21 protein-coding genes and 1 tRNA gene are annotated in these 22,299 nt (G+C 72.0%); 15 read left to right on the top strand and 7 right to left on the bottom strand.

The features are described from left to right. The first annotated feature begins 100 nt into the window (after positions 1 to 100). The 3 genes from IG54_RS0127460 (at position 101) to glmS (ending at position 3,198) form a co-directional block, all read left to right on the top strand. Complete coding sequence (locus IG54_RS0127460; protein ID WP_030790080.1) at positions 101 to 991, top strand: DUF4429 domain-containing protein; 891 nt, start codon at positions 101 to 103, stop codon at positions 989 to 991. Positions 992 to 1,112: 121 nt separating this feature from the next. Then, positions 1,113 to 1,370, top strand: coding sequence for a hypothetical protein (locus tag IG54_RS0127455; protein WP_030790077.1), 258 nt, complete (start codon positions 1,113 to 1,115; stop codon positions 1,368 to 1,370). Between the two features lie 10 nt (positions 1,371 to 1,380). Next, positions 1,381 to 3,198 carry a glutamine--fructose-6-phosphate transaminase (isomerizing) gene (glmS, locus tag IG54_RS0127450; protein ID WP_030790074.1) on the top strand — a complete coding sequence of 606 codons (1,818 nt, stop codon included), beginning with the start codon at positions 1,381 to 1,383 and terminating at the stop codon, positions 3,196 to 3,198. Positions 3,199 to 3,303: 105 nt separating this feature from the next. Here the strand turns inward: glmS and IG54_RS0127445 are convergent, their stop codons facing one another. Further along, positions 3,304 to 3,828 (bottom strand): universal stress protein, encoded by a 525-nt coding sequence (locus IG54_RS0127445; protein ID WP_030790072.1) that lies wholly within the window; start codon positions 3,826 to 3,828, stop codon positions 3,304 to 3,306. 355 nt (positions 3,829 to 4,183) lie between these two features. Here IG54_RS0127445 and IG54_RS0127440 point away from each other — a divergent pair, with 355 nt between their 5' ends. The 4 genes from IG54_RS0127440 (at position 4,184) to IG54_RS0127425 (ending at position 7,017) form a co-directional block, all read left to right on the top strand. Beyond that, on the top strand, positions 4,184 to 4,555 hold the full coding sequence (locus tag IG54_RS0127440; protein WP_078594577.1) for a hypothetical protein: 372 nt from the start codon (positions 4,184 to 4,186) through the stop codon (positions 4,553 to 4,555). 424 nt (positions 4,556 to 4,979) lie between these two features. Then, positions 4,980 to 6,209 carry a helix-turn-helix domain-containing protein gene (locus IG54_RS0127435; RefSeq protein ID WP_030790066.1) on the top strand — a complete coding sequence of 410 codons (1,230 nt, stop codon included), beginning with the start codon at positions 4,980 to 4,982 and terminating at the stop codon, positions 6,207 to 6,209. 10 nt (positions 6,210 to 6,219) lie between these two features. Next, positions 6,220 to 6,822, top strand: a complete 603-nt coding sequence (gene orn / locus IG54_RS0127430) for an oligoribonuclease (protein WP_030790063.1) — start codon at positions 6,220 to 6,222, stop codon at positions 6,820 to 6,822. 122 nt (positions 6,823 to 6,944) lie between these two features. After that, a tRNA-His gene (locus IG54_RS0127425) sits at positions 6,945 to 7,017 on the top strand. A 69-nt stretch (positions 7,018 to 7,086) separates the two neighbouring features. On the opposite strand, the gene IG54_RS0127420 is transcribed toward IG54_RS0127425, so the two are convergent. Further along, entirely contained in the window at positions 7,087 to 8,142 is a 1,056-nt protein-coding gene (locus IG54_RS0127420; RefSeq protein WP_030790060.1) for a LacI family DNA-binding transcriptional regulator, read from the bottom strand. A gap of 300 nt (positions 8,143 to 8,442) precedes the next feature. Here IG54_RS0127420 and IG54_RS0127415 point away from each other — a divergent pair, with 300 nt between their 5' ends. The 4 genes from IG54_RS0127415 to IG54_RS0127400 all read left to right on the top strand — a co-directional run bounded on the left by IG54_RS0127415 (position 8,443) and on the right by IG54_RS0127400 (position 13,124). Then, positions 8,443 to 9,750 (top strand): extracellular solute-binding protein, encoded by a 1,308-nt coding sequence (locus tag IG54_RS0127415; protein ID WP_030790057.1) that lies wholly within the window; start codon positions 8,443 to 8,445, stop codon positions 9,748 to 9,750. 5 nt (positions 9,751 to 9,755) lie between these two features. Then, positions 9,756 to 10,763, top strand: coding sequence for a carbohydrate ABC transporter permease (locus tag IG54_RS0127410; protein ID WP_030790054.1), 1,008 nt, complete (start codon positions 9,756 to 9,758; stop codon positions 10,761 to 10,763). Beyond that, positions 10,760 to 11,617, top strand: a complete 858-nt coding sequence (locus tag IG54_RS0127405) for a carbohydrate ABC transporter permease (protein ID WP_051820040.1) — start codon at positions 10,760 to 10,762, stop codon at positions 11,615 to 11,617. The genes IG54_RS0127410 and IG54_RS0127405 overlap by 4 nt, the downstream gene beginning before the upstream one ends. Positions 11,618 to 11,720: 103 nt before the next feature. Further along, positions 11,721 to 13,124, top strand: coding sequence for a GH1 family beta-glucosidase (locus IG54_RS0127400; protein ID WP_030790049.1), 1,404 nt, complete (start codon positions 11,721 to 11,723; stop codon positions 13,122 to 13,124). 69 nt (positions 13,125 to 13,193) lie between these two features. Here the strand turns inward: IG54_RS0127400 and IG54_RS0127395 are convergent, their stop codons facing one another. Further along, on the bottom strand, positions 13,194 to 14,576 hold the full coding sequence (locus IG54_RS0127395; RefSeq protein WP_030790046.1) for a sensor histidine kinase: 1,383 nt from the start codon (positions 14,574 to 14,576) through the stop codon (positions 13,194 to 13,196). Continuing rightward, entirely contained in the window at positions 14,573 to 15,277 is a 705-nt protein-coding gene (locus tag IG54_RS0127390) for a response regulator transcription factor (protein ID WP_030790044.1), read from the bottom strand. The genes IG54_RS0127395 and IG54_RS0127390 overlap by 4 nt, the downstream gene beginning before the upstream one ends. Positions 15,278 to 15,398: 121 nt before the next feature. On the opposite strand from IG54_RS0127390, the gene IG54_RS0127385 reads away from it, so the two are divergent. Next, positions 15,399 to 15,953 carry a hypothetical protein gene (locus IG54_RS0127385; RefSeq protein ID WP_030790042.1) on the top strand — a complete coding sequence of 185 codons (555 nt, stop codon included), beginning with the start codon at positions 15,399 to 15,401 and terminating at the stop codon, positions 15,951 to 15,953. A 9-nt stretch (positions 15,954 to 15,962) separates the two neighbouring features. Here IG54_RS0127385 and IG54_RS0127380 read toward each other — a convergent pair whose 3' ends face one another. Both IG54_RS0127380 and IG54_RS0127375 read right to left on the bottom strand, forming a co-directional pair. After that, positions 15,963 to 16,826, bottom strand: coding sequence for a spermidine synthase (locus IG54_RS0127380; protein ID WP_030790039.1), 864 nt, complete (start codon positions 16,824 to 16,826; stop codon positions 15,963 to 15,965). 103 nt (positions 16,827 to 16,929) lie between these two features. Then, positions 16,930 to 17,454 carry a hypothetical protein gene (locus tag IG54_RS0127375; protein ID WP_420712289.1) on the bottom strand — a complete coding sequence of 175 codons (525 nt, stop codon included), beginning with the start codon at positions 17,452 to 17,454 and terminating at the stop codon, positions 16,930 to 16,932. Between the two features lie 322 nt (positions 17,455 to 17,776). Here IG54_RS0127375 and IG54_RS0127370 point away from each other — a divergent pair, with 322 nt between their 5' ends. After that, the gene (locus IG54_RS0127370) at positions 17,777 to 19,255 is read left to right on the top strand and encodes a transcriptional regulator (RefSeq protein WP_106977100.1); all 1,479 of its coding nucleotides are present in this window, start codon (positions 17,777 to 17,779) and stop codon (positions 19,253 to 19,255) included. 30 nt (positions 19,256 to 19,285) lie between these two features. Here the strand turns inward: IG54_RS0127370 and IG54_RS0127365 are convergent, their stop codons facing one another. Then, entirely contained in the window at positions 19,286 to 19,879 is a 594-nt protein-coding gene (locus tag IG54_RS0127365; protein ID WP_030790031.1) for a histidine phosphatase family protein, read from the bottom strand. Between the two features lie 289 nt (positions 19,880 to 20,168). Between IG54_RS0127365 and IG54_RS0127360 the strand changes: the two genes are divergently transcribed. Both IG54_RS0127360 and IG54_RS0127355 read left to right on the top strand, forming a co-directional pair. Further along, positions 20,169 to 21,209: a phosphatase PAP2 family protein gene (locus IG54_RS0127360; protein WP_030790028.1), complete on the top strand. Its 1,041-nt coding sequence runs from the start codon at positions 20,169 to 20,171 to the stop codon at positions 21,207 to 21,209. Further along, positions 21,136 to 22,299 (top strand): hypothetical protein (locus tag IG54_RS0127355; protein WP_234336371.1); only part of this gene is annotated, 1,164 nt, incomplete at its 3' end. The genes IG54_RS0127360 and IG54_RS0127355, both read left to right, overlap by 74 nt.

Here is a 22,299-nt window from a genome sequence, read left to right as displayed (position 1 = left end):
TGAGGTGCATCGCATGCGAACGGTCCCCTTGGTAACCCGGCCCGTACAAGGGGTCAAGGGGTGTAGACCAACCGTCGCGGGGCGGTGCGAGAATCCCCGCATGGCGGAAATCATCCAGCGTGACGGCACCTGGACCTTCGACGGAGAGACACTGCGGCTCGTACCGGGCCACGACAAGAGCGTGTCCCTGCTGCGCAAGACGCTGGGCGAACTGACCGTCCCGCTCGGCGCGTTGGCGGGCATAGCCTTCGAACAGGGCAAGAAGTCGGGCCGGTTGCGGCTGCGCCTGCGGGACGGTGCCGATCCGTTGCTCCAGGCGGCCGGCGGACAGCTGACGGACACCGCCGACCCCTACCAGCTGGTGGTGGAGCCGGACCGGTACGGCGTGGCGGAGTACCTGGTCGACGAGGTGCGCAACGCCCATCTGATCGAACAGGTACCGGCCGCGCCCTGCACCGCCTACCTCCTCGCGGGCCCGGCCGTGCCGCTGTCCGTCTCCGCGGGGGACGGCACGGTGAGCTTCGACGGGGAGCGCGTCCGGCTGGAGTGGAACTGGAAGACGGAGGACGCGAAGTCCGCGTCCGGCACGAGGTCGCTGGCGCTCGCCGATGTCGCCGCGGTGGAGTGGCAGCCCGCGGTCGGCCTGGAGAACGGCTATCTGCGGTTCACCGTGAAGAACGCGCCGACCAAGGCGCCGCCGAAGTACGACCCGAACTCGGTCGAGCTGTGGGGATTCAAGAAGGACCCGCTGATGGCCCTGGTCGCCGCCGCGGTCCAGGCCCGCCTCCCCCACCCCTCGGCCCCCACGCCCCCGGCCGCCCCGGTGGACGCGCCCGCCGGGCCCAAGGGCCTCACCCCGGCGCCGGCCCCGGCCGACGACCACGACGCCCTGCTGCGCCGCCTGCGCGAGCTGGGCGAACTCCACCGGTCCGGCATCCTCACGGACGAGGAGTTCGCGGCGGCCAAGCAGGCGGTCCTGCGCCGCATGTGAATGCCGATCGCGGCCGCCTGCGAACACTCTTCGCGCCACGCATTGGCCCGTTCCGACACGGCCCTGCCCGATATCGGGCAGGATTCTTGCGAAAGCGTATGCGATACCCCAGGATCATCGAATGCACGACGACCTGGTGGACCACCTCACCCGCAGCACCCCGCTCCAGCGGGGCGAAGCGCTGCGGGTCATCCAGGACGTGCTCGCCTACTTCGACGAGACGACCGAGGAATTCGTCCGTCGCCGCCACCGCGAGTTGCAGGGTCAGGGCCTGCTGAACGCGGCGATCTTCGAACAGATCTCGGCGGATCTCGCATACCGCGCGGTCGCGCCGCCGGAGCTGAGCCTCCGGCAGTTGCGCCGCATCATCTACGGCTAGGACACCCTCTATGTGTGGAATCGTCGGTTATATCGGCAAGCGTGACGTCGCCCCGCTGCTCCTGGAAGGCCTTCAGCGCCTGGAGTACCGCGGCTACGACTCGGCGGGCATCGCCGTCACCAGCCCCAAGGCCACCGGCCTGAGGACGGTCAAGGCCAAGGGCCGCGTCCGCGACCTGGAGGCCAAGGTCCCCGCCCGCTTCAAGGGCACCACAGGCATCGCCCACACCCGCTGGGCCACCCACGGCGCCCCCTCCGACGAGAACGCCCACCCGCACCTGTCGCAGGACGAGAAGGTCGCGGTCGTCCACAACGGCATCATCGACAACGCCTCGGAGCTGCGCGCCAAGCTCACCGCCGACGGCGTCGAGTTCCTCTCCGAGACCGACACCGAGGTCCTCACCCACCTCATCGCCCGCTCCCAGGCGGACACCCTGGAGGAGAAGGTCCGCGAGGCGCTGCGGCACATCGAGGGCACGTACGGCATCGCCGTCCTGCACGCCGACTTCAACGACCGCATCGTCGTCGCCCGCAACGGCTCCCCGGTCGTCCTCGGCATCGGCGAGAAGGAGATGTTCGTCGCCTCGGACGTCGCCGCGCTCGTCTCGCACACCCGCCAGGTCGTCACCCTCGACGACGGCGAGATGGCCACCATCAAGGCCGACGACTACCGCACGTACACCACCGAGGGCTCGCGCACGACGGCCTCGCCGACCACCGTGGAGTGGGAGGCCGAGTCGTACGACATGGGCGGCCACGACACGTACATGCACAAGGAGATCTTCGAGCAGCCCGACGCGGTCGACCGCGTCCTGCGCGGCCGCATCGACGACCGCTTCTCCACCGTGCACCTCGGCGGCCTGAACCTCGACGCGCACGACGCCCGCAAGGTGCGCCGCGTCAAGATCCTCGGCTGCGGCACCTCGTACCACGCGGGCATGATCGGCGCCCAGATGATCGAGGAGCTGGCCCGTATCCCCGCCGACGCCGAGCCGGCGTCCGAGTTCCGCTACCGCAACGCGGTCGTGGACCCCGACACCCTCTACATCGCGGTCTCCCAGTCCGGTGAGACGTACGACGTGCTGGCCGCCGTCCAGGAGCTGAAGCGCAAGGGCGCCCGCGTCCTGGGTGTGGTCAACGTGGTCGGTTCGGCGATCGCGCGTGAGGCGGACGCGGGCGTGTACGTCCACGCGGGCCCGGAGGTCTGCGTGGTCTCCACCAAGTGCTTCACCAACACCACCGTCGCCTTCGGCCTGCTCGCCCTGCACCTGGGCCGCATCCGTGACCTGTCGGTCTCCGACGGCAAGCGGATCATCGAGGGCCTGCGCAAGCTGCCCGGCCAGATCTCGGAGATCCTCAAGCAGGAGGACGAGATCAAGAAGATCGCCAAGAGCTACGCGGACGCCCGTTCGATGCTCTTCATCGGCCGCGTACGGGGCTACCCCGTCGCCCGCGAGGCCTCCCTCAAGCTCAAGGAGGTCTCGTACATCCACGCCGAGGCCTACCCCGCCTCCGAGCTGAAGCACGGCCCGCTCGCGCTCATCGAGCCCGCGCTCCCCACGGTCGCGATCGTCCCGAACGACGACCTCCTGGAGAAGAACCGCGCGGCCCTGGAGGAGATCAAGGCCCGCAGCGGCAAGATCCTCGCGGTCGCGCACCAGGAGCAGGAGAAGGCCGACCAGACGATCATCGTCCCGAAGAACGAGAACGAGCTGGACCCGATCCTGATGGGCATCCCGCTCCAACTCCTCGCCTACCACACGGCGTTGGCGCTGGGCCGGGACATCGACAAGCCGCGCAACCTGGCGAAGTCCGTCACCGTGGAGTAGCCCCTGCCCAGCGGCGGACGACAGATGAACGGCCCCCTGCGCGTGCCACCAGCGCACAGGGGGCCGTTCCTCAGGGGCCGGGGTCGCCCATTACCCCGACCCGCGCTACGGAATGACGATGACGGGCCGCTGCGCCCGCCGCGCCAACCGCCCGGCGACGGAGCCGAAGATGCGGCCGACGATGCCTTGCGTGGAGCCGACGACGATCGCGTCCGCGCTGTACTCGCGGCCGACCTCCTCCAGCTCGTGGCAGATGTCGCCGCCGCGCTCGACGAGGATCCACGGCACCTCGGCCAGATAGTCCGCGCACGCCAGTTCGAGTCCGAGCACCTCGGTGCGGTGGTCCGGCACGTCGACGAAGACCGGCGGCTCGCAGCCCGCCCACACGGTGGTGGGCAGCCGGTTGGCGACATGCACGATGATCAGGCCCGATCCCGAGCGATGGGCCATGCCGATGGCATAGGCGAGAGCCCGCTCACTGGAGGTCGAGCCGTCGAAGCCGACGACGACGCCGTGCCGGAAGGCCGGATCGCAGGGATGACGTGGTTCTTCCGCCGCTCGGGGGGTCGTCGTCGGATCGGCGACCTGCCGCTTGCGGTCCGCGGGTTCGGAGAATTCGTGACCGGCCATGGGTGTCTCGGCGAAGGAGTCCTCTGTGGGAGGGTCTGCGTTTTCAGGTGAGGCGAAAGTTCAGGACCTGGAAGGTCGTCCGGGAATCATCTTCCCAAGCCCATACCCCCAAGGGTACGGCGACACTCCTCTCCTGCCCAGAGCCCGCGAAGAGCCCGTGCGGGTCCGCACCGGGCCGCACACAGGGCATCCCGGCGTTCACCGGAGCATGCATGAGCCTCGCCCGTATGGCAATGGTTGCTGCCTCCTACAGGCGGTTTGCGCACCCGTCCGGCGGCCACCCGGCGCCGCGCCAGTGACCGGCCGCCCCACCGCGCGTTGAACCCCCGAACGCCACCGCCACAGGGAGCACGCCGTGCCTGGATCCTCGACCGCGTCCCCACCCGCCCGCGAGCGCCGCGCGGCCCCCGGCCCCGGCCCGCGGGAGCCACGGCGGGCGGCCCCGCAGGACTCGGCGGGCGACGTGGTCCGCTGGGCCGTATTCAGCTGCGTGCTGGTTCCCGTCGTCCTTGTGGGGTACGGGATCTCCCTGGCGGGGGCCGGCGGCGCGGCCCTCGGCCTCGCGGCCGTCACCGGGGTCTGCCGGGTGCTCCTTCGCCAGTCCGAGCGGGGCGCCGCGCGGCTGCTCGCGGAACAGAACAGCGGGCACCGGGGGCGGCACGGCAGAACGGGCACGGGGGCGCACCGGGGCATGCGGCACAGCACCGACAGCGCGCCGGTCGACTGACTGATTCGCACACCCGCTCACGTAGCTTTTCAGCCAACTTCCGAGAACCGGGCATTCCTTGGCCGAACGGGCCCCCAACCCCCGTCCGACCAGGGCTGAAAGGTGCTCCCATGGCGTGCGCACCCTACGGGGACCGGCCATGGAGCGCAGGCGCACTTCCCTGCACCGGCCCACGAGTGCAACGCTTCGTGATCGAATGCTTCACGCCAAGTTGCCATGTCGACAATCTGCCGGGTGCTGAACTGGTCACTCCGGCAGCACGGGACACAGTAGATTCGATCTTGACTGTAGTACGGCGGGGGACTGGTGGAGGACCGAGGGGAAACGTGCAGGAGCGACAGGCCCAGCAAGCACGTCAAGAACACCAAGCTCACCAAGCACGCCAGGAACGGGGAGCCGCTACGACCGAGGGGGGTTTAGCACCATGAGCCACGACTCCACTGCCGCGCCGGAGACCACGGCCCGGAAGCTCTCCGGACGCCGCCGCCGGGAGATCGTAGCGGTGCTGCTCTTCAGCGGTGGCCCCATCTTCGAGAGTTCCATACCGCTCTCCGTCTTCGGCATCGACCGGCAGGACGCCGGGGTGCCCCGCTACCGGCTGCTCGTGTGCGCCGGCGAGGACGGCCCGCTGCGGACCACCGGCGGGCTCGAACTCACCGCGCCGCACGGCCTGGAGGCCATCGGCAGGGCGGGCACGGTCGTCGTACCGGCCTGGCGGTCGATCACGTCTCCGCCGCCACCGGAGGCGCTCGACGCGCTGCGCCGCGCGCACGAGGAGGGTGCCCGCATCGTCGGGCTCTGCACCGGCGCGTTCGTACTGGCCGCGGCGGGACTGCTCGACGGCCGGCCCGCGACCACCCACTGGATGTACGCGCCGACGCTCGCCAAGCGCTACCCGTCCGTCCACGTGGACCCGCGCGAGTTGTTCGTCGACGACGGGGACGTCCTGACGAGCGCCGGCACCGCGGCCGGAATCGATCTCTGTCTGCACATCGTGCGCACGGACCACGGCAACGAGGCGGCGGGCGCGCTCGCCCGCAGGCTCGTGGTGCCGCCGCGCCGCGCCGGCGGTCAGGAGCGCTATCTCGACAGGTCTTTACCGGAGGAGATCGGCGCCGACCCGCTCGCCGAGGTCGTCGCCTGGGCACTCGAACACCTCCACGAGCAGTTCGACGTGGAGACGCTGGCCGCGCGCGCGTACATGAGCAGGCGCACCTTCGACCGCAGGTTCCGCTCGCTCACCGGGAGCGCTCCCCTCCAGTGGCTGATCACTCAGCGGGTGCTCCAGGCGCAGCGTCTTCTGGAGACGTCCGACTACTCCGTGGACGAGGTGGCGGGCCGCTGCGGCTTCCGCTCGCCGGTCGCGCTGCGGGGCCACTTCCGGCGCCAGCTGGGCTCGTCCCCCGCCGCGTACCGGGCGGCCTACCGCGCCCGCAGGCCGCAGGGCGAGCGCACGCTGGAGTCCGCTCCGGCGGCCTCGCAGGCCATGCCCGCGCTGGTGGAGGCGGGTCCGGTGCCGACGCAGACCCGGCGGACGGCGGCGGCCAGCGCGCTCGGCCCCTCGGCCTCCATGTCCACCGACCCGGGCAAGCCGCACTCGGACGCGTACGCACCGGGACGTGCGCCCCTGCCCGGCCAGAGGAGCGCGCCGTAGGGTTAGACGCATGAACGACCGCATGGTGTGGATCGACTGCGAGATGACCGGGCTCTCGTTGACGGACGACGCACTTATCGAGGTGGCCGCACTGGTCACCGACTCGGAACTGAACGTGCTCGGCGAAGGGGTGGACATCGTGATCCGCCCGCCGGACGCGGCCCTGGAGACCATGCCCGAGGTGGTGCGCGCCATGCACACCGCCTCGGGGCTCCTCGACGAACTGGCCGGCGGCACCACGCTGGCCGACGCCGAGGAGCAGGTCCTGGCGTACGTACGTGAGCACGTCAAGGAGCCGCGGAAGGCTCCGCTGTGCGGAAACTCGGTCGGCACCGACCGCGGCTTCCTGGCGCGGGACATGGGGACCCTGGAGGAGTACCTCCACTACCGGATCGTGGACGTCTCCTCCATCAAGGAGCTGGCGCGGCGCTGGTACCCCCGGGCGTACTTCAACAGCCCGGACAAGAACGGCAACCACCGCGCCCTCGCCGACATCCGCGAGTCCATCGCCGAGCTGCGCTACTACCGCGAGGCGATCTTCGTCCCGCAGCCGGGCCCGGACTCGGACACCGCGAAGTCGATCGCCGCCAAGCACGTGCTGTCCGCGGAGTAGCCTCCGCGGCGGCTCCACGAGCGCCCTGTGTACGGGGTCCGGAAAACGCGTGCGCGAGCACCCCTTCGGACCCTGTACACTTTTTCTCGGCCGGTCGGAAGAAAGCAAAACGACCGGGCATGGTGGGTGTAGCTCAGTTGGTAGAGCACCTGGTTGTGGTCCAGGTGGCCGCGGGTTCAAGTCCCGTCACTCACCCTGGAGAAAGGGCCCCGGTTCGAGAGAACCGGGGCCCTTTCCGCGTTCCCGGACCGTGCGATACGGGCCTCAGGAGGAATCCCGCTCGACCAGTTCCGTCGGGAGCACCAGCTGGCGCCGCTCCAGGCGCCGGGCGGCGGCCGGGCGGCTGTCCGCGATCTCCGCGAGCAGCAGGTCGATCATCGCCCGCCCCATCTCCTCGATGGGCTGGCGGACGCTGGTGAGCGGCGGATCCATGTGGCGCGCGATCGCCGAGTCGTCGAAGCCGACCAGCGCCACGTCGTCCGGTATCCGACGGCCGGCCTCCCGCAGCGCCTGCCGGGCGCCCGCCGCCATCACGTCCGAGCCCGCGAAGACCGCGTCGAGGTCGGGGCGGGCCGCGAGCAGCTCCCGCATGGCGCGGCGCCCGCCCTCCTCCGTGAAGTCGCCCCGCGCGATCAGCCGCTCGTCCACCGCGCGGCCCGCGTCCTCCAGGGCGGCGCGGTAGCCGTCCAGGCGGCGCTGGGCCCCGTACACGTCGAGGCGGCCGGTGATGGTGGCTATGGCCGTGCGGCCGCGGGCCATGAGGTGGCGCATGGCCGAGCACGCCCCGGCGAAGTTGTCGGAGTCGACCGAGGGCAGCGCCTCCTCGGCCGAGCGCCGGCCGCTGATCACGGCGGGGATCTCCAGCTGGGACAGCAGGTCGGGCAGCGGGTCGTCGGCGTGCACCGAGACCAGCAGGACGCCGTCGACGCGGTGGGCCGCGAGGTACTGGGCCAGGCGCTGACGCCGCTGGTCGTTGCCCGCGAAGATCAGCAGCAGCTGCATCTCGGTCTCGCTGAGCTGGGCGCCCACGCCGCGCAGCACATCGGAGAAGTACGGCTCGGCGAAGAAGCGGGTCTCGGGCTCGGGCACGACCAGGGCGATCGCGTCCGTGCGGTTGGCGGCCAGGGCGCGGGCCGCCGTATTGGGCACGTACCCCAGCTCGGCCACCGCCGCCTCGACGGCCGTGCGGGTCGCGGCGCTCACCCGCGGCGAGCCGTTGATCACGCGGGACACCGTCCCCCGGCCTACTCCCGCCCGGGCGGCGACCTCCTCCAGAGTGGGCCGTCCGCCGCTGCGGCCGCGCGCTGCGTGAGCTGCCATTGTCCGCCTCCCGTCGCCTTCCCCCGGCGAGGAATGTAACAGCCGGATCTTCGCCGGGCCGAGGGGCGAAAGCGCGAGGGTCCCGTAACGGCCCGATAACCGAAGACGCGACTCCCTGTCCGGTCCCTTGACACCCCCGGCGCCAGCCACGAGTCTTCAAGCAATCACTCGTGGGAGCGCTCCCACAGTACCTGAGCCGTACACATCCCGCACGTTCCCCGCCCGCGCCGCAGAATGAACCAACGGACCCAGCACAGCAGTTGGCCGGGTGGTCGGCACGTCAGGCAACAGGAGGACGTCATGCACACGAGTTCCGGCCGGTCCCGCCGACTGGTGACCTACGCGGCCGTGACCGCCCTGGCCGCGAGTCTGCTGGCCGCTTGTTCCAGCGACGACGACGGATCGTCGGACGACGGCAGAATCACGCTCAACGTAGGCACGTTCGGCGTGCTGGGCCTCAAGCAGGCGGGCCTGTACGAGGAGTACGAGAAGGCCCACCCGGACATCAGGATCAAAGAGAACGTCATCGAGCGGAACGACGCCTATTACCCGAAGCTGCTCACCCAGCTCCAGTCCGGCGCGGGGGTCAACGACGTGGCGGCCATCGAGGTCAGCAACATCACGGAGATCGTGCGGACCCAGGGCGCCAAGTTCGAGGATCTGGGCAAGGCGGAGGGCGTGGAGAAGTCCGCGTACCTCGACTGGAAGTGGAAGCAGGCGACGACCGAGGACGGCAAGACGGTCGGCCTCGGGGTCGACATCGGCCCCACCGCGCTCTGCTACCGCAAGGACCTCTTCGAGAAGGCGGGCCTGCCCACCGACCGCGAGCAGCTCGCGAAGGAGTGGGCGGGCGACTGGGACAAGTACGTCGCGATGGGCGAGAAGTACATGAAGAAGGCGCCGAAGGGCACCAAGTTCGTCGACTCCGCCTCCAGCGTCTACAACGCCGTCTTCGCGGGCGCCACCGAGCGCTACTACGACGAGGAAGGCGAGGAGATCTACGAGGAGAGCCAGGGCCGCAAGGACGCCTGGGACGCGGCGATGAAGGTCGCCCGGGGCGACATGTCCGCCAAGCTCAAGCAGTTCGACCCGACGTGGGACCAGGGCTTCGCCAACGGCAGGTTCGCCACGGTGGCCTGCCCCGCCTGGATGGCCGGTTACATCCAGGAGAAGACGGGCCCGGGCGGCAAGGGCAAGTGGGACATGGCCAAGGCGCCCACGGACGGCAACTGGGGCGGGGCCTTCCTCGGGGTGCCGAGCGCGGGCAAGCACAAGAAGGAGGCGACCGAGCTGGCCGTCTGGCTGACCCGGCCCGAGCAGCTCGCGAAGATCTTCGCCAAGCAGGCCAGCTTCCCCTCCACCCCGTCGGTCTACGACGAGCTGAAGCCGTCGCCGGCCACCAGGGCGTACTTCAGCGACGCGCCCATCACCCGGATCTACGCCGGCGTCGCCAAGAACATCCCCTCGGCCGTCTACGGCGTCAAGGACGCCCAGATCGGCCAGTCCATCACGGACATCGGTGTGCTCCAGGTGGAGCAGCAGGGCAAGTCTCCCGAGGAGGGCTGGGAGGCGGCCCAGAAGGAGATCAAGGATGTTCTGGGACAGTGACGCCCATGTCCGAGACGACTGAGTACGCCGAGACCGCGCCCCCCGTGCAGGGGGACGCGGCCCCGGCCGCGTCGGAGGGCCGCGCGTCCTCCCCCACGACGTCCTCGTGGCGCAGCCGCCTGTACCGCTGGGACATCAAGGCGTCGCCCTATGTCTTCGTGGCGCCCTTCTTCCTCTTCTTCGGCGCCTTCGGCCTCTTCCCGCTGCTCTACACCGGCTGGGCCTCGCTGCACCGCCTGGAGCTGACCAACCTCGACGACAGCACCTGGCTCGGCCTGGAGAACTACACCAACCTCTTGCGGAGCGACTACTTCTGGAACGCGCTCGGCAACACCTTCGCCATCGGCGTCATCTCCACCGTCCCCCAGCTGGCCATGGCGCTGGGCATCGCGCACCTGCTCAACTACAAGCTGCGCGGCTCCACGCTGTGGCGGGTGGCGATGCTCGCGCCGTACGCCACCTCGGTGGCGAGCGCCTCGCTGGTCTTCACGCTGCTGTTCGCGTGGGACGGCGGGATGGTCAACTGGCTGATCGGGTCGGTCGGCTTCGACCCCGTCAACTGGCGTGAGTCGTCCTGGGGTTCGCAGTTCGCCGTGTCGTCGATCGTCATCTGGCGGTGGACCGGCTACAACGCGCTCATCTATCTGGCGGCGATGCAGGCCGTACCGCACGACCTGTACGAGTCGGCCTCGCTGGACGGCGCCTCGCGTTGGCAGCAGTTCCGGCACGTCACGATCCCGATGCTGCGCCCGACGATCCTGTTCACCGTGGTCGTCTCCACGATCGGCGCGACCCAGCTCTTCGGCGAGCCCCTGCTGTTCGGCGGGACCGCCGGGTCCAAGGGCGGCGCCGACCACCAGTTCCAGACCCTCGGGCTCTATCTGTACGACCAGGGCTGGATCAACGGCCATCTGGGCAGGGCGTCGGCCGTCGCCTGGCTGATGCTGCTGATCCTGCTGCTCATCGCCGCGGTCAATCTGTTGATCGCCCGACGCCTGAGGAAGGACCGATGAAGACCCGCGCCCGCACCATGGGCCTCAAGGCCGGCCGCACGATGCACGCGGGGCCGCTCACGTACGCCGTCCTCGCGCTGTTCACGGCCATCTCGCTGGCGCCGCTGATCTGGACGGCGATCGCGGCCTCGCGGACCCAGGGGCGGCTCGCCCAGACACCGCCGCCCCTGTGGTTCGGCGGGAACCTCTTCAAGAACCTCGAAAGGGCGTGGAAGGAGGCGAGCCTCGGCGACGCGATGCTGAACACCACGATCGTGGCGGGCAGCATCACCATCGGCACCGTCCTGTTCTCCACGATCGCCGGATTCGCCTTCGCCAAGCTGAAGTTCAGGTTCAGCGGGGCGCTGCTCGTGCTGACCATCGGCACGATGATGGTGCCGCCGCAGCTGAGCGTCGTACCGCTGTATCTGTGGATCGCCGACCTCCAGTGGACCAACCAGCTCCAGGCCGTGATCCTGCCGACGTTCGTGAGCGCCTTCGGGGTGTTCTTCATGCGGCAGTACCTGGTGCAGGCCCTGCCCAGCGAGCTGATCGAGGCGGCGCGGATGGACGGGGCGAGCAGTCTGCGCATCATCTGGCACGTGGTGTTCCCCGCGGCGCGGCCCGCGATGGCCGTCCTCGGTCTGCTGACGTTCGTGATGGCCTGGAACGACTTCCTGTGGCCGATCATCGCCCTGAACCAGTCGAACCCCACCGTGCAGGTGGCGCTCAACTCCCTCGGCACGGGGTACATCCCCGACCGGGCGGTGATCATGGCGGGCGCGCTGCTCGGCACGCTGCCGCTGCTCCTGGCGTTCATCCTGTTCGGCAAGCAGATCGTGAGCGGGATCATGCAGGGGGCGGTCAAGGGCTGAGTCTCCGGGAGCGGCGCGGCTCCGGGTGCCCCGGCGCTCCCCCTTCTTCCTCCGGTACTTCTTCTCCCCCTTCCCCCTTCCCCCTTCCGATGGGAGCGCTTCCATGCCTGAACCCCTCACCTTTCCGGCCGGTTTCCTCTGGGGCGCCGCCACCTCCGCCTACCAGATCGAGGGCGCCGTACGCGAGGACGGCCGCACCCCCTCCATCTGGGACACCTTCAGCCATACGCCGGGCCGCACCGACGGCGGCGACACCGGTGACGTCGCCGTCGAGCACTACCACCGCTACCGCGACGACGTGGCGCTCATGGCACGCCTCGGCCTGAGCGCCTACCGGTTCTCCGTCTCCTGGTCCCGGGTGCAGCCCACCGGACGCGGCCCGGCCGTCCAGCGCGGCCTGGACTTCTACCGCCGCCTGGTCGACGAGCTGCTCTCCCAGGGCATCGAGCCCGCCCTGACCCTCTACCACTGGGACCTGCCCCAGGAGCTGGAGGACGCGGGCGGCTGGCCCGCGCGGGAGACCGCGTACCGCTTCGCCGAGTACGCGGGTCTGGTGGCCGAGGCGCTGGGCGACCGCGTCGAGTCCTGGATCACGCTCAACGAACCGTGGTGCAGCGCCTTCCTGGGCTACGGCTCCGGGGTGCACGCCCCCGGCCGCACCGACCCCGCGGCCGCCCTCCACGCCGCGCACCACCTCAACCTCGCGCACGGCCTCGGCACCCAGGCGCTGCGCGCCGCCCTGCCGGCCCGCGCCCGGGTCGCGGTGAGCCTCAACTCCGCGGTGGTCAGGGCGGTTTCCCAGGGCCCTGGCGACCTGGACGCGCGCCGGCGCATCGACAACCTCGCCAACGGCGTCTTCCACGGCCCGATGCTGCACGGCGCCTACCCGGCCGACCTGCTGGCCGACACCGCGCGGATCACCGACTGGTCCTGCGTCCGCGAAGGCGATCTGGCCGCCGTCCACCAGCCGCTGGACGCGCTGGGCCTCAACTACTACACGCCCGCGCTGGTGTCGGCGGCCCCCGAGGGCGGAAGTTCGCGCGCCGACGGACACGGCGCGAGCGCGCACTCGCCCTGGCCCGGGGCCGAGGACGTCGCCTTCCACCAGACGCCGGGCGAGCGCACGGAGATGGGCTGGACCATCGACCCGACGGGGCTGCACGAGCTGATCATGCGGTACACCCGGGAGGCGCCGGGGCTTCCGCTGTACGTGACGGAGAACGGCGCGGCCTGCGACGACAAGCCCGACGCGGAGGGCCGCGTCCACGATCCTGAGCGGATCGCCTACCTTCGCGGCCATCTGGCCGCGGTCCGCCGTGCCCTCACCGATGGCGCGGATGTCCGCGGGTACTACCTGTGGTCACTTCTGGACAACTTCGAATGGGCGTACGGCTACAGCAAGCGTTTCGGGGCGGTGTATGTGGACTACGAGACGCAGGTCCGGACTCCGAAGTCCAGCGCGGAGTGGTATGCGGCGGTCGCCAGGGCGGGCGCGTTGGTCGACTGAGGGGCGCTCAGCCGGGCCCGTAAGGGGCGCGGGGAGCTGCGCGGCCAGCCCCCACGCACCCGCAGGGAACTACGCCTGGCCGACGGCACGTCTCCGGGCCCGGTGCCCCCGGCGCCCCAAGGCCCCCCGGCGAGCCCCCCGCTGGATCCAGAGGCGGACCTCCGTGCCGCCGAGGACCGAGCGGCCGACACGGACGTCGCCGCCCGTCGACTCGGCGAGGCGGCGCACGATGTCCAGGCCGAGCCCCGTGGACCCGTCCGCCCCGGACCCCGCGCCCCGCGCCAACGCGGCCTCGGGGTCGGCGATCCCGGGCCCCGCGTCGGAGACGAGGACGATCACCGCGTCCTCGCCGCTGTGCACGTCCACCGAGAAGGCCGTCCCCTCACCGGTGTGCCGGAAGACGTTACCCAGCAAAGCGTCCAACGCGGCGACCAGTTCCGCTCGGACCACCGGCACCCGCACCGGCCGCTCCACCCCCGCCACACGCACCTCGCGGCCCTCGTCCTCGGCGAGCGCCGACCAGAACGCCATCCGCTCGCGGATCACCTCCGCGGCGTCGCAGCCCGCGCCGGGCCCGCCCGCCGCCGTCGCCACCGTCCGCGGCTTGGCGTCCCGCGCGGTGCGGATGATCGTGTCGACCTCGCGTTCCAGGCGTTCGACGGCGACGCGGGTCTGCTCGGCCGCGGGCCCGTCGCCGAGCGAGGCCGTGTTCAGCCGCAGCACGGTCAGCGGCGTACGCAGCCGGTGGGACAGGTCGGCCGCCAGCTCCCGTTCGTTGGCGAGGAGTTGCACGACCTGGTCGGCCATGGAGTTGAAGGCGACCGCCGCGAGCCGCAGCTCCGTCGGGCCCTCCTCGGGCACCCGCACCCCGAGCTTGCCCTCCCCGAGGTCGTGCGCGGCGCCCGCCAGCCGCTTGGCGGGCTGGACCATGCGTACGCCGAGACGGTCCGCGACCGCCACCGAGCCGATGACGAGCGCGATACCGACGCCCGCGAGCACCAGCCACGCCGTCGTCACGCCGTTGCTGACCTCGGCCTCCGGCACGAAGATCTCCACGACCGCCGTGCCCGAGCTGAGCGCGGTCGGCTGGAGCACCACGAAGCCACCGGGCACCTCGGCGGTCCGCGCGCGGCCCGCCGCGCGGGTGGCCTCGACGGCCCGCGCGCCCGCCCGCGGATCGCCGACCTCGAAGGCGGGGGCGCCGCCGACCTCCGGTACGTACACGGCCATCCGCCCGTCGCCGCCCGCCTCGGACGTGGCGACGGCCCGGGTCAGCTCCTCGCGGTCGGTGGTGATGGAGAGCGTGGGGCCCATGCCCGCGCCGTGCCGCTCCGCGTTCGAGACGGCGCGGTCCCTGGCCATCTCCTTGACGACGAGGCCGAGCGGCACCGCGAAGGCCACCACGACCATCGCCGTGACGGCCAGGCACACCCTGACGAGGGCCCATCTCACCGGGGTGGCTCCGCCGCCGGCGGCTCCAGCTTCACGCCGACCCCGCGCAGGGTGTGCAGGTAACGCGGCCGCGCGGCGGTCTCGCCCAACTTCCGCCGCAGCCACGACAGATGTACGTCGATGGTCTGGTCGTCCCCGTAGCTCTGCTGCCACACCTCGGCGAGCAGTTCCTTGCGGGGCACGACGACACCGGGCCGCCCGGCGAGGAAGGCGAGCAGGTCGAACTCGCGGCGGGTCAGATCGAGCCGCGCCCCGTCGAGATCGGCCTGGCGCCGCAGCGGGTCGATGGAGAGCCCGCCGACCTGGAGCACGCTGCTCGGCGGCGCCTCACCGGCCGTGCCGCGCGCGCGGCGCAGCACGGCGGCCATCCGCGCCGACAGGTGTTCGACGGAGAACGGCTTGGTGAGGTAGTCGTCGGCGCCGTCGTTGAGGAGCCGTACGATCTCCGCCTCGTCGTCCCGCGCGGTGGCGATGATCACGGGTACGTCCGTGATGCCGCGCAGCATCTTGAGCGCCTCCGACCCGTCGAGGTCGGGCAGGCCGAGATCCAGGATCACCACGTCAAAGCGGAAATGGGCGACCTCGCGCAGCGCCTCCAGGGCCGTGCCGACGCTGCGCACGGTGTGCGACGCCTCGGTCAGGTGCCGGATGAGGGCGGAGCGTACGAACTGGTCGTCCTCGACGACGAGCACACTTGCCATGGGCGGCACCGTACGCCATACGGAGGAACGTGGTCCGCCGTGGACCGCTCGCCCCCCGTCGAACCCGAGAGCGAATTTCGCACGGGACACGGCGTCGCCGCGTGGTGCAGTATGGCCCGCGATGCGCAGAGGACTCGTACACGCCGTCGCGTGGTCGCTCGCCACGGGCGCGGCGGTCACGCTGTCGTGGTGGGGCGTCCACACGGTGCTGGCGGGCACCGCCTACGACCCGCCGCGCGCCCTGCCGCTCACGGCCGACGACGGCGGCGCCGACCGCGCGGAGCCGCTGTCCTCCTCGACGCGCCGCCCCGAGCCGCCGCCGGCCGAGAAGCCGCCGAAGCCCCGTGGAGCCACGAAGACCCCCCGCCCGCCGAAGTCCCCCGAACCGTCCAGGTCCCGCACCAGGACCTCCGAAGCCGCCCCGCCCGCGCGTTCCGGCACGGGCACGGGCATGGGCACGGTGAAGAGCTACGGCACCCGGGGCGGCCGGGTCGTCCTCGATCTCGGCGAGGACTCCGCGACGCTGGTCTCGGCGACCCCGGCGGCGGGCTGGTCCGTGCAGACGTGGAAGCAGGACACGTGGATCCGGGTGGAGTTCACGGCGGGCGCGGACAGGCTGTCCGTCTTCTGCACCTGGCACGACACCGCGCCCCGGGTCGAGATCAATACGTACTGACGCGCGCGGTCAGCGGAACACCGAGGGTGGCGGCGCCGGCGAGGCGACCGCGGCGGCGTCCGTGACCGCGGCCGCGCCCCCGCTGAAGTCCCGCAGCCCCCGCCCGTGTTCGACCCGGCCCGGGTGCGGATCGCTCGCGCTGCGCCGGGTCAGCTCCGCGACGGGCAGGACCTGGCCACCGGCGAGGAGCACGGCGTTGCCGAACCGCTTGCCGCGCAGCACGGCGGGATCGGCGACGAGCGCGAGTTCGGGGAAGAGCACGGCGGCGGTGGCGAGCTGTCCGCGCAGATGTGCGAGCGGCGGCCCGTCGGCGAGGTTGGCGGCGTAGTAACCCCCGGGTGCGAGGACCCTGGCCACGTCGGTGAGGAACTCCGTGCTGGTGAGGTGCGCGGGGGTGCGCGCGCCGCTGAAGACGTCGGCGATCACGAGGTCCGCCCAGCCGTCGGCGATCTTCGCGAGCCCTTCGCGGGCGTCGGCGCCGCGCACCCGTATCCGGGCCTGCGGGTCCAAGGGCAGCTCGCGGCGGACGAGTTGGATGAGCGCGGTGTCGCGCTCGACTATCTGCTGGGTGGAGCGGGGGCGGGTCGCCGCTATGTAGCGGGCGAGGGTGAAGGCGCCCCCGCCGAGGTGCACGGCGCGTATCGGCTTGCCGGCGGGCGCGACGAGGTCGGCGATGTGGCCGAGCCTGCGCTGGTACTCGAAGTCGAGGTACGTGGGGTCGTCGAGGTCCACGTGGGACTGCGGGGCGCCGTCCACGAGCAGCGTCCACGCGCGCGGCCTGTCCCGGTCCGGCATCAGCTCGGCGAGCCCGCCGTCCACCTTCTCGACGACAGCCTCGGACGCCGCTTCCCGGGCTCGCCTGTTCCTTGCCATCGGACCATTATCGGCGTACGCGGACGACACGGCCCGGCGGCGGTATGCGGGCCGGTACGCGGGCGGATTTTCGCAGAGGCGGCGGGGACGCGGCGGGGACCGCTCAGCGGCAGTTGTCCGCGGCCTCGATGGTGCGCGCGGCCTGGCCGAGCGCGGCCCGCAGGACGGCGGGGTCCGTGACGGGGCCGCTCTCGCCGTCCGGCGGCAGCAGCCAGCCGCTGCCCGCGACCGGCGGCTCGGGGACGGCGGGCCCCGGGTCCGGCGCCGCGGACCGGCGCAGGCCGCGCCCGAAGGTCTGGGTACAGGCGCTGCCCGGGAGGTCCCAGGCGTCGGCGGTGCCGGGCGGCACGAGGAAGCCGAGGGTGTCGCAGCTCCCGTCGTGCAGCACGGGACCGATGGTGTCACCCGCGCCGCGGCGCAGGATGTCGACGGCTTCCAGCCCCTGTCTGGCGGGGACGGTGACGAGGTCGCAGCACTCGTCGTCGCAGGGCGCCGCGGCGCGTGGCGGAGTGCTGCCGTCCGGGCTGGGCCGGTGCCGTGCCGTGGTCAGTGAGGCCGGGGGCGCGTCGCCGATCGCACGGGCGTCGCTGTTCGTACGGGAGTCGCTGTTCTGCATGCCGATCTCCAACAAGGGGACCTCTCCTCGCGAGTGCGGGAGCTTTTCCGGTCTCCCACTCCGCATGGTTCAACGCGATCCGGCGTCAACAGGCACTGCGGCACGCCGCCGCAAAGGATGGCAGTTCATGGCAGATCGTGGGTGAGATATCCGGTTTGTAGCCAAACCCCGCGTGTCGACCCCGTCACAGCGGGTACGTTCGTGCTCCGCCGGAACAGGGGGCAGCCCCGCGAGGTCCCGTGCGCGGGCGCGGCGTCCAGTGCGCCAGCGTGTGCACGGTCCGGCACGCTCCGCACGAGAGGGTCCGGCCATGGCGTCCTCACCGTCCTCACCGATGGCATCGTCCACTCGGTCCCCACGACCGAACCTCGCCTTCCGGCAGCTGCGCGGGCGCCGCTCGCCCGGCGAGTTCGCCGCCGCGGTCCGGCGGGCCGCTCGCGAGATCGGCGAGCGGGTCAGCTGCGACGCGCGGTACGTGGGGCGCGTGGAGGCGGGGGAGATCCGCTGCCCCAACTACGCCTACGAGCGGGTGTTCCTGCACATGTTCCCCGGCCGGACGCTGGCCGACCTGGGGTTCGCGCCCCGCGCGCAGGTCCGGGGCAGGGCGGCGCGCACGGACTCCGAACCACCGCCCTCCCCCACCGTGATCCACCCCCGGGGAACCCGTCAGCCCAGCACCACGAACAAGCCGCACACCACGATCCAGTTGTACGAGTCCCATCCGTCCGGGTCCGACCCCCGCGCCTGCGATCCGTACGCGATCCAGACTCACGAGGAGAGCGACGTGCAACGTCGCGCATTCATGACCGGCTCGACCGCCACCGTGGCCGTCGCGTCCCTCGGCCCCATCGGGCTCGCCCTGGGCGGCCCCGCCGAGGCCGCCACCCGGCACGGCCGCAGGATCGGCGAGGCCGAGGTGGACGCGGTCGAGGAGGCCGTGCGCAAGATCAGGCTGCTCGACGACCGGCACGGCGCCGACGGCCTCTACCGCCGCGCGGCCGCCCCGCTGCGCACCGCCTACGCCCTGCTCGACGCGGGCACGACCCGGCGGTCCACCTCGGACCGGCTGCACGCGGGCGCCGGTGAACTGGCCATCTCGGTCGGCTGGCTGGCGCACGACTCGGGCCGCTTCGACGACGCCCGTTCGCACTACGCCGAGGCCCTCGCCACGGCGCGGGTCGCCGGGGACCCGGCCCTGGAGGCGCACGCCTTCTGCAACACCGCCTTCCTCGCACGGGACGCGGGCCGGCCCCGGGAGGCGGTACGGGCGGCGCAGGCGGCCACCCGCGCGGCCCGCCACCACGGCTCGCACCGGCTGCTCTCGCTGCTCGCGCTGCGGGAGGCCGGGGGCTGGGCGGGGCTCGGCGACCGGGCTGGGTGCGAGCAGTCGCTGGCCCGCGCGCACGCCCTGTTCGACCGCGGGGGCTCGGACGCCGACCCGGAGTGGATGAGCTTCTACGGCCGGGCCGAGCTGGAGGGCCTGGAAGCGCAGTGCTGGTCGGCGCTCGGCGACTGGGCGCGGGCGGCCCGGCACGCGCGGCGCGCGGCGGCCACGGCGGCCTCGCAGACCCCGCAGTTCACCCGGAACATCGCGCTCTACACCGCCGAGCTTGCCGACGACCTGGCCCGCGCGGGCCGCCCCGACGAGGCGGCGACGGCGGGCCTGCGGGTCCTCGCGCTCCTCGACGAGGTGCAGTCCTCCCGCATCCAGTCGATGCTCGCCACGACGGCGCGGGTGCTGCTGCCGCACCGCAGGGCCCCGGGGGTGGGGGGCTTCCTGGAGCGCCACGCCTCGCTGCCGCGGGCGGTGTAGCCGTACGTACGTATGTGCAGTCCTGGGCCGCTAGGCCAGGTGGCCGGTCTCGTTCCACGATTCGATGGCGGGCTCCCCGTAGGCCCAGCCCAGGACCGAGAGGGACGTCGGGTTGAGGCGGATGCGGGCCGCGAAGTCGATGCCCTGGCCGAGCCAGCGCGCGCCGAGGACGCGCAGGATGTGGCCGTGCGCGAAGACCAGGACATCGCGGTCGGCGCTCCTGGCCCACTCCACCACCTCGTCCGCGCGCGCGGAGACCTCCGCGAGCGTCTCGCCCCCGGGGACGCCGTCCCGCCAGATCATCCAGCCGGGGCGGACGGCCCGGATGTCGTCCGGGGTCATGCCGTCGTAGTCGCCGTAGTCGAACTCCATGAGCATGTCCCACGGCTCGGCGCGCTCTCCGAAGCCGGCGATCGCGCAGGTCTCCCGCGCGCGGGAGAGCGGGCTCGTGCGCACCTCGACATCCGGCAGGCCGTCGTAGGGCGCGCGGTGCAGCCGCTCGCCCAGGAGCTTCGCGCCGCGGCGGCCCTCGTCGAGGAGCGGGATGTCCGTCCTGCCGGTGTGCTTCCCGGACAGTGACCATTCCGTCTGTCCGTGCCGGGCCAGCAGGATGCGGGGTGCCATGGGCGTGACCTCTCCACGTTGTTGCTTCTCGCTGCACTGGTGCTGCGTTATTGCTGTGTGCTTGCTGTGCTTTTGCGGCCTTCTTGCCGCTTCGCACGGATACGAAGCGTCCGTCACTCCATCATCACCCACCCTTGATCGGACACTCACACGGCCTGGCAACCCCGCGGCCGATCTGAGCGTCCCCTACCCGGGGGACGCCTCGGCGACCTTCGCGTACGCCGTAAAGTGATGCGGCGGCCGACGCCGAGTGGGCCGAGTGAACAGACACGATGGGGGAACGAACCGGATGCCGAAGACCGACGTGCCAGGCACCGGGCGCCTACCCGAACACCCGCTCCGCTGGTGGACGGAGCTGCCCCTGATCGTGCTGGTGTACGCCGCCTACTCGGCGGGGCGGCTGCTCGCCCGGGGGGACGTCGCCGGCGCCGTCGACAACGGCATCGGCATCCTCAGGGCCGAGCAGTTCCTGCGGCTCGACGCGGAGAGCCCGCTGAACCGTCTGTTCACCGCCCACGCCTGGATCGGCGTCCCGGCCGACTTCTGGTACGCCTCGCTGCACTACCTCGTCACGCCCGCCGTCCTGATCTGGCTCTTCCGCAGCCGCGCGGTGCACTACCGCGCCGCACGCGCGTGGCTGATGACCTCCACCATGATCGGCCTGGTCGGCTTCACGCTCATGCCGACCTGCCCGCCGCGCCTGCTCAGCGCGGGCCACGGCTTCGTCGACACCATGGCCCAGTACAGCGGCTACGGCTGGTGGGGCGCCGAGGCGAGCGCGCCGCGCGGGCTCGGCGGCATGACCAACCAGTACGCGGCCATGCCCAGCCTGCACGTGGGATGGGCGCTGTGGTGCGGCGTGATGCTGTGGCGGCACGGGCGCTCGCCGCTGATGCGGATCGCCGCGGTCGGCTATCCGCTCATCACCACGCTCGTGGTGATGGGCACCGCCAACCACTACTTCTTCGACGCGGTCGCGGGCGGCGTCGTGATGGGTATCGGGCTGCTGCTCGTACGGCCTGTGCGGCGGCTCACGGAGCCGGGGATGGCGCGGCTGCGGGCGCGATTCATGGGGGGTGCCGGGGTTTCTTCGGCGGCGAAGTCCTCGATTGCCGAGACCTCGTCACCCGTTTCCGGGGTCTCGTCGGTCACAGAGTCTTCCGTTTCCGGGGCCTCGTCCGCCACAGACTCCTCAATTGTCAGTGGCGAGTGCCAGACTTCGACGGGTGAGCGACTTCCCCGACAGCGCAAGCACAGTGCCGGCCCAGGCGCCGAGCCGAGCGCCGGCCCCGCCGAGGCGGCGGACAGCGCTGCGGCACCGGCTCGCTGAGCTGCGCGGCGCCGATGTCCCCGCACAGCCGCTGGACGCCCGCGCGCTCGCCGCGCTCGCGGCCAACCCGGGGTGCGGACGGCGAGCGCTGCTGGACGGGGCGGGCGTGGACAAGACGGCGCTCGCCCGGTCGCTCGGCTCGCCCTCCGGTTTCGGGCAGTCCCAGTTCGCCTTCATGCGGGGGAACGCGTTCGAGGCCCGGGTCAAGGCCGACGGCGGCGCGGAGCTGCTGCGGCTGACGCACGGGCGCCTGGGCGGCGGCCCCGAGCCCGTTCCCGGCGAATCGGCCGTGCCCGAGCTGGCGGCGGCGGGCCCCGAGGGGCGGGCGGCCCGTACGGCGCTCGCGCTGCGCGAGGCGACGGAGTCCGGGGGCTGGACGCTCCTCGACCATCCCATGCTGGCGCTCGACGTCGCGGGGACGCTCGCCTTCCTGGAGCCGGACGCGGTGGTCGTCCATCCTGACGGCGGCTGGACGGTCGTCGAGATCAAGTCCTTCCCGATGATCGACGGTTCGGCGGACGCGGCGAAGGTGGGGGCGGCGGCGCGCCAGGCCGCGGTGTACGCCTTGGCGCTGGAGCGGGTGGCGGAGCGCCTCGACCCCGCCCCGCCGGTCCGGCACCACGTCCTGCTGGTCTGCCCCAAGGACTTCTCGAACCTCCCCACGGCGTCGGCGATCGACGTCCGCAAGCAGCTGTCGGTGACCCGGCGCCAGCTGGCCCGCCTCGCCCGCGTCGAGGACCTCGCGGCGGAGCTTCCCGAGGGCGTCACCTTCGACGTCCGCCGCCCCGCCGCCGAACTGACGGCGTCCGTGGAGGCGGTCCCCGCGACGTACGCCCCCGAGTGCCTGTCCGCCTGCGAGCTGGCCTTCCACTGCCGTGCGCGCGCCCGCGAGGAGGGCGAGGTGACGTCCCTGGGCCGCGCGATCCGGGGCGAGCTGGGGGGTCTGACCACGGTCAGCGCGGTCCTGGCGGCGGCCGGGGTGGGTTCCGAGGGGGCGGGGCGCCGGACGTGGAGGGTGCCGCCCCCGGGAAGCTCCGCCGCGAGCTCCTCGACGCGGGCGAGGCGGGCCAGCTGGCGCCGGGTCACCGAC

This window comes from Streptomyces sp. NRRL S-920, from assembly GCF_000717945.1.
GTDB classification, from domain to species: Bacteria; Actinomycetota; Actinomycetes; order Streptomycetales; family Streptomycetaceae; genus Streptomyces; species Streptomyces alboniger.
This window is presented reverse-complemented; position numbering and strand designations above follow the sequence as displayed.

Bases quoted from the DNA above. Each gene is read 5' to 3' on its own strand.
- IG54_RS0127460 (WP_030790080.1), top strand. From the start codon at position 101: ATGGCGGAAATCATCCAGCGTGACGGCACCTGGACCTTCGACGGAGAG.
- IG54_RS0127455 (WP_030790077.1), top strand. From the start codon at position 1,113: ATGCACGACGACCTGGTGGACCACCTCACCCGCAGCACCCCGCTCCAG.
- glmS (WP_030790074.1), top strand. From the start codon at position 1,381: ATGTGTGGAATCGTCGGTTATATCGGCAAGCGTGACGTCGCCCCGCTG.
- IG54_RS0127445 (WP_030790072.1), bottom strand. From the start codon at position 3,828: ATGGCCGGTCACGAATTCTCCGAACCCGCGGACCGCAAGCGGCAGGTC.
- IG54_RS0127435 (WP_030790066.1), top strand. From the start codon at position 4,980: ATGAGCCACGACTCCACTGCCGCGCCGGAGACCACGGCCCGGAAGCTC.
- orn (WP_030790063.1), top strand. From the start codon at position 6,220: ATGAACGACCGCATGGTGTGGATCGACTGCGAGATGACCGGGCTCTCG.
- IG54_RS0127420 (WP_030790060.1), bottom strand. From the start codon at position 8,142: ATGGCAGCTCACGCAGCGCGCGGCCGCAGCGGCGGACGGCCCACTCTG.
- IG54_RS0127415 (WP_030790057.1), top strand. From the start codon at position 8,443: ATGCACACGAGTTCCGGCCGGTCCCGCCGACTGGTGACCTACGCGGCC.
- IG54_RS0127410 (WP_030790054.1), top strand. From the start codon at position 9,756: ATGTCCGAGACGACTGAGTACGCCGAGACCGCGCCCCCCGTGCAGGGG.
- IG54_RS0127405 (WP_051820040.1), top strand. From the start codon at position 10,760: ATGAAGACCCGCGCCCGCACCATGGGCCTCAAGGCCGGCCGCACGATG.
- IG54_RS0127400 (WP_030790049.1), top strand. From the start codon at position 11,721: ATGCCTGAACCCCTCACCTTTCCGGCCGGTTTCCTCTGGGGCGCCGCC.
- IG54_RS0127390 (WP_030790044.1), bottom strand. From the start codon at position 15,277: ATGGCAAGTGTGCTCGTCGTCGAGGACGACCAGTTCGTACGCTCCGCC.
- IG54_RS0127385 (WP_030790042.1), top strand. From the start codon at position 15,399: ATGCGCAGAGGACTCGTACACGCCGTCGCGTGGTCGCTCGCCACGGGC.
- IG54_RS0127380 (WP_030790039.1), bottom strand. From the start codon at position 16,826: ATGGCAAGGAACAGGCGAGCCCGGGAAGCGGCGTCCGAGGCTGTCGTC.
- IG54_RS0127370 (WP_106977100.1), top strand. From the start codon at position 17,777: ATGGCATCGTCCACTCGGTCCCCACGACCGAACCTCGCCTTCCGGCAG.
- IG54_RS0127365 (WP_030790031.1), bottom strand. From the start codon at position 19,879: ATGGCACCCCGCATCCTGCTGGCCCGGCACGGACAGACGGAATGGTCA.
- IG54_RS0127360 (WP_030790028.1), top strand. From the start codon at position 20,169: ATGCCGAAGACCGACGTGCCAGGCACCGGGCGCCTACCCGAACACCCG.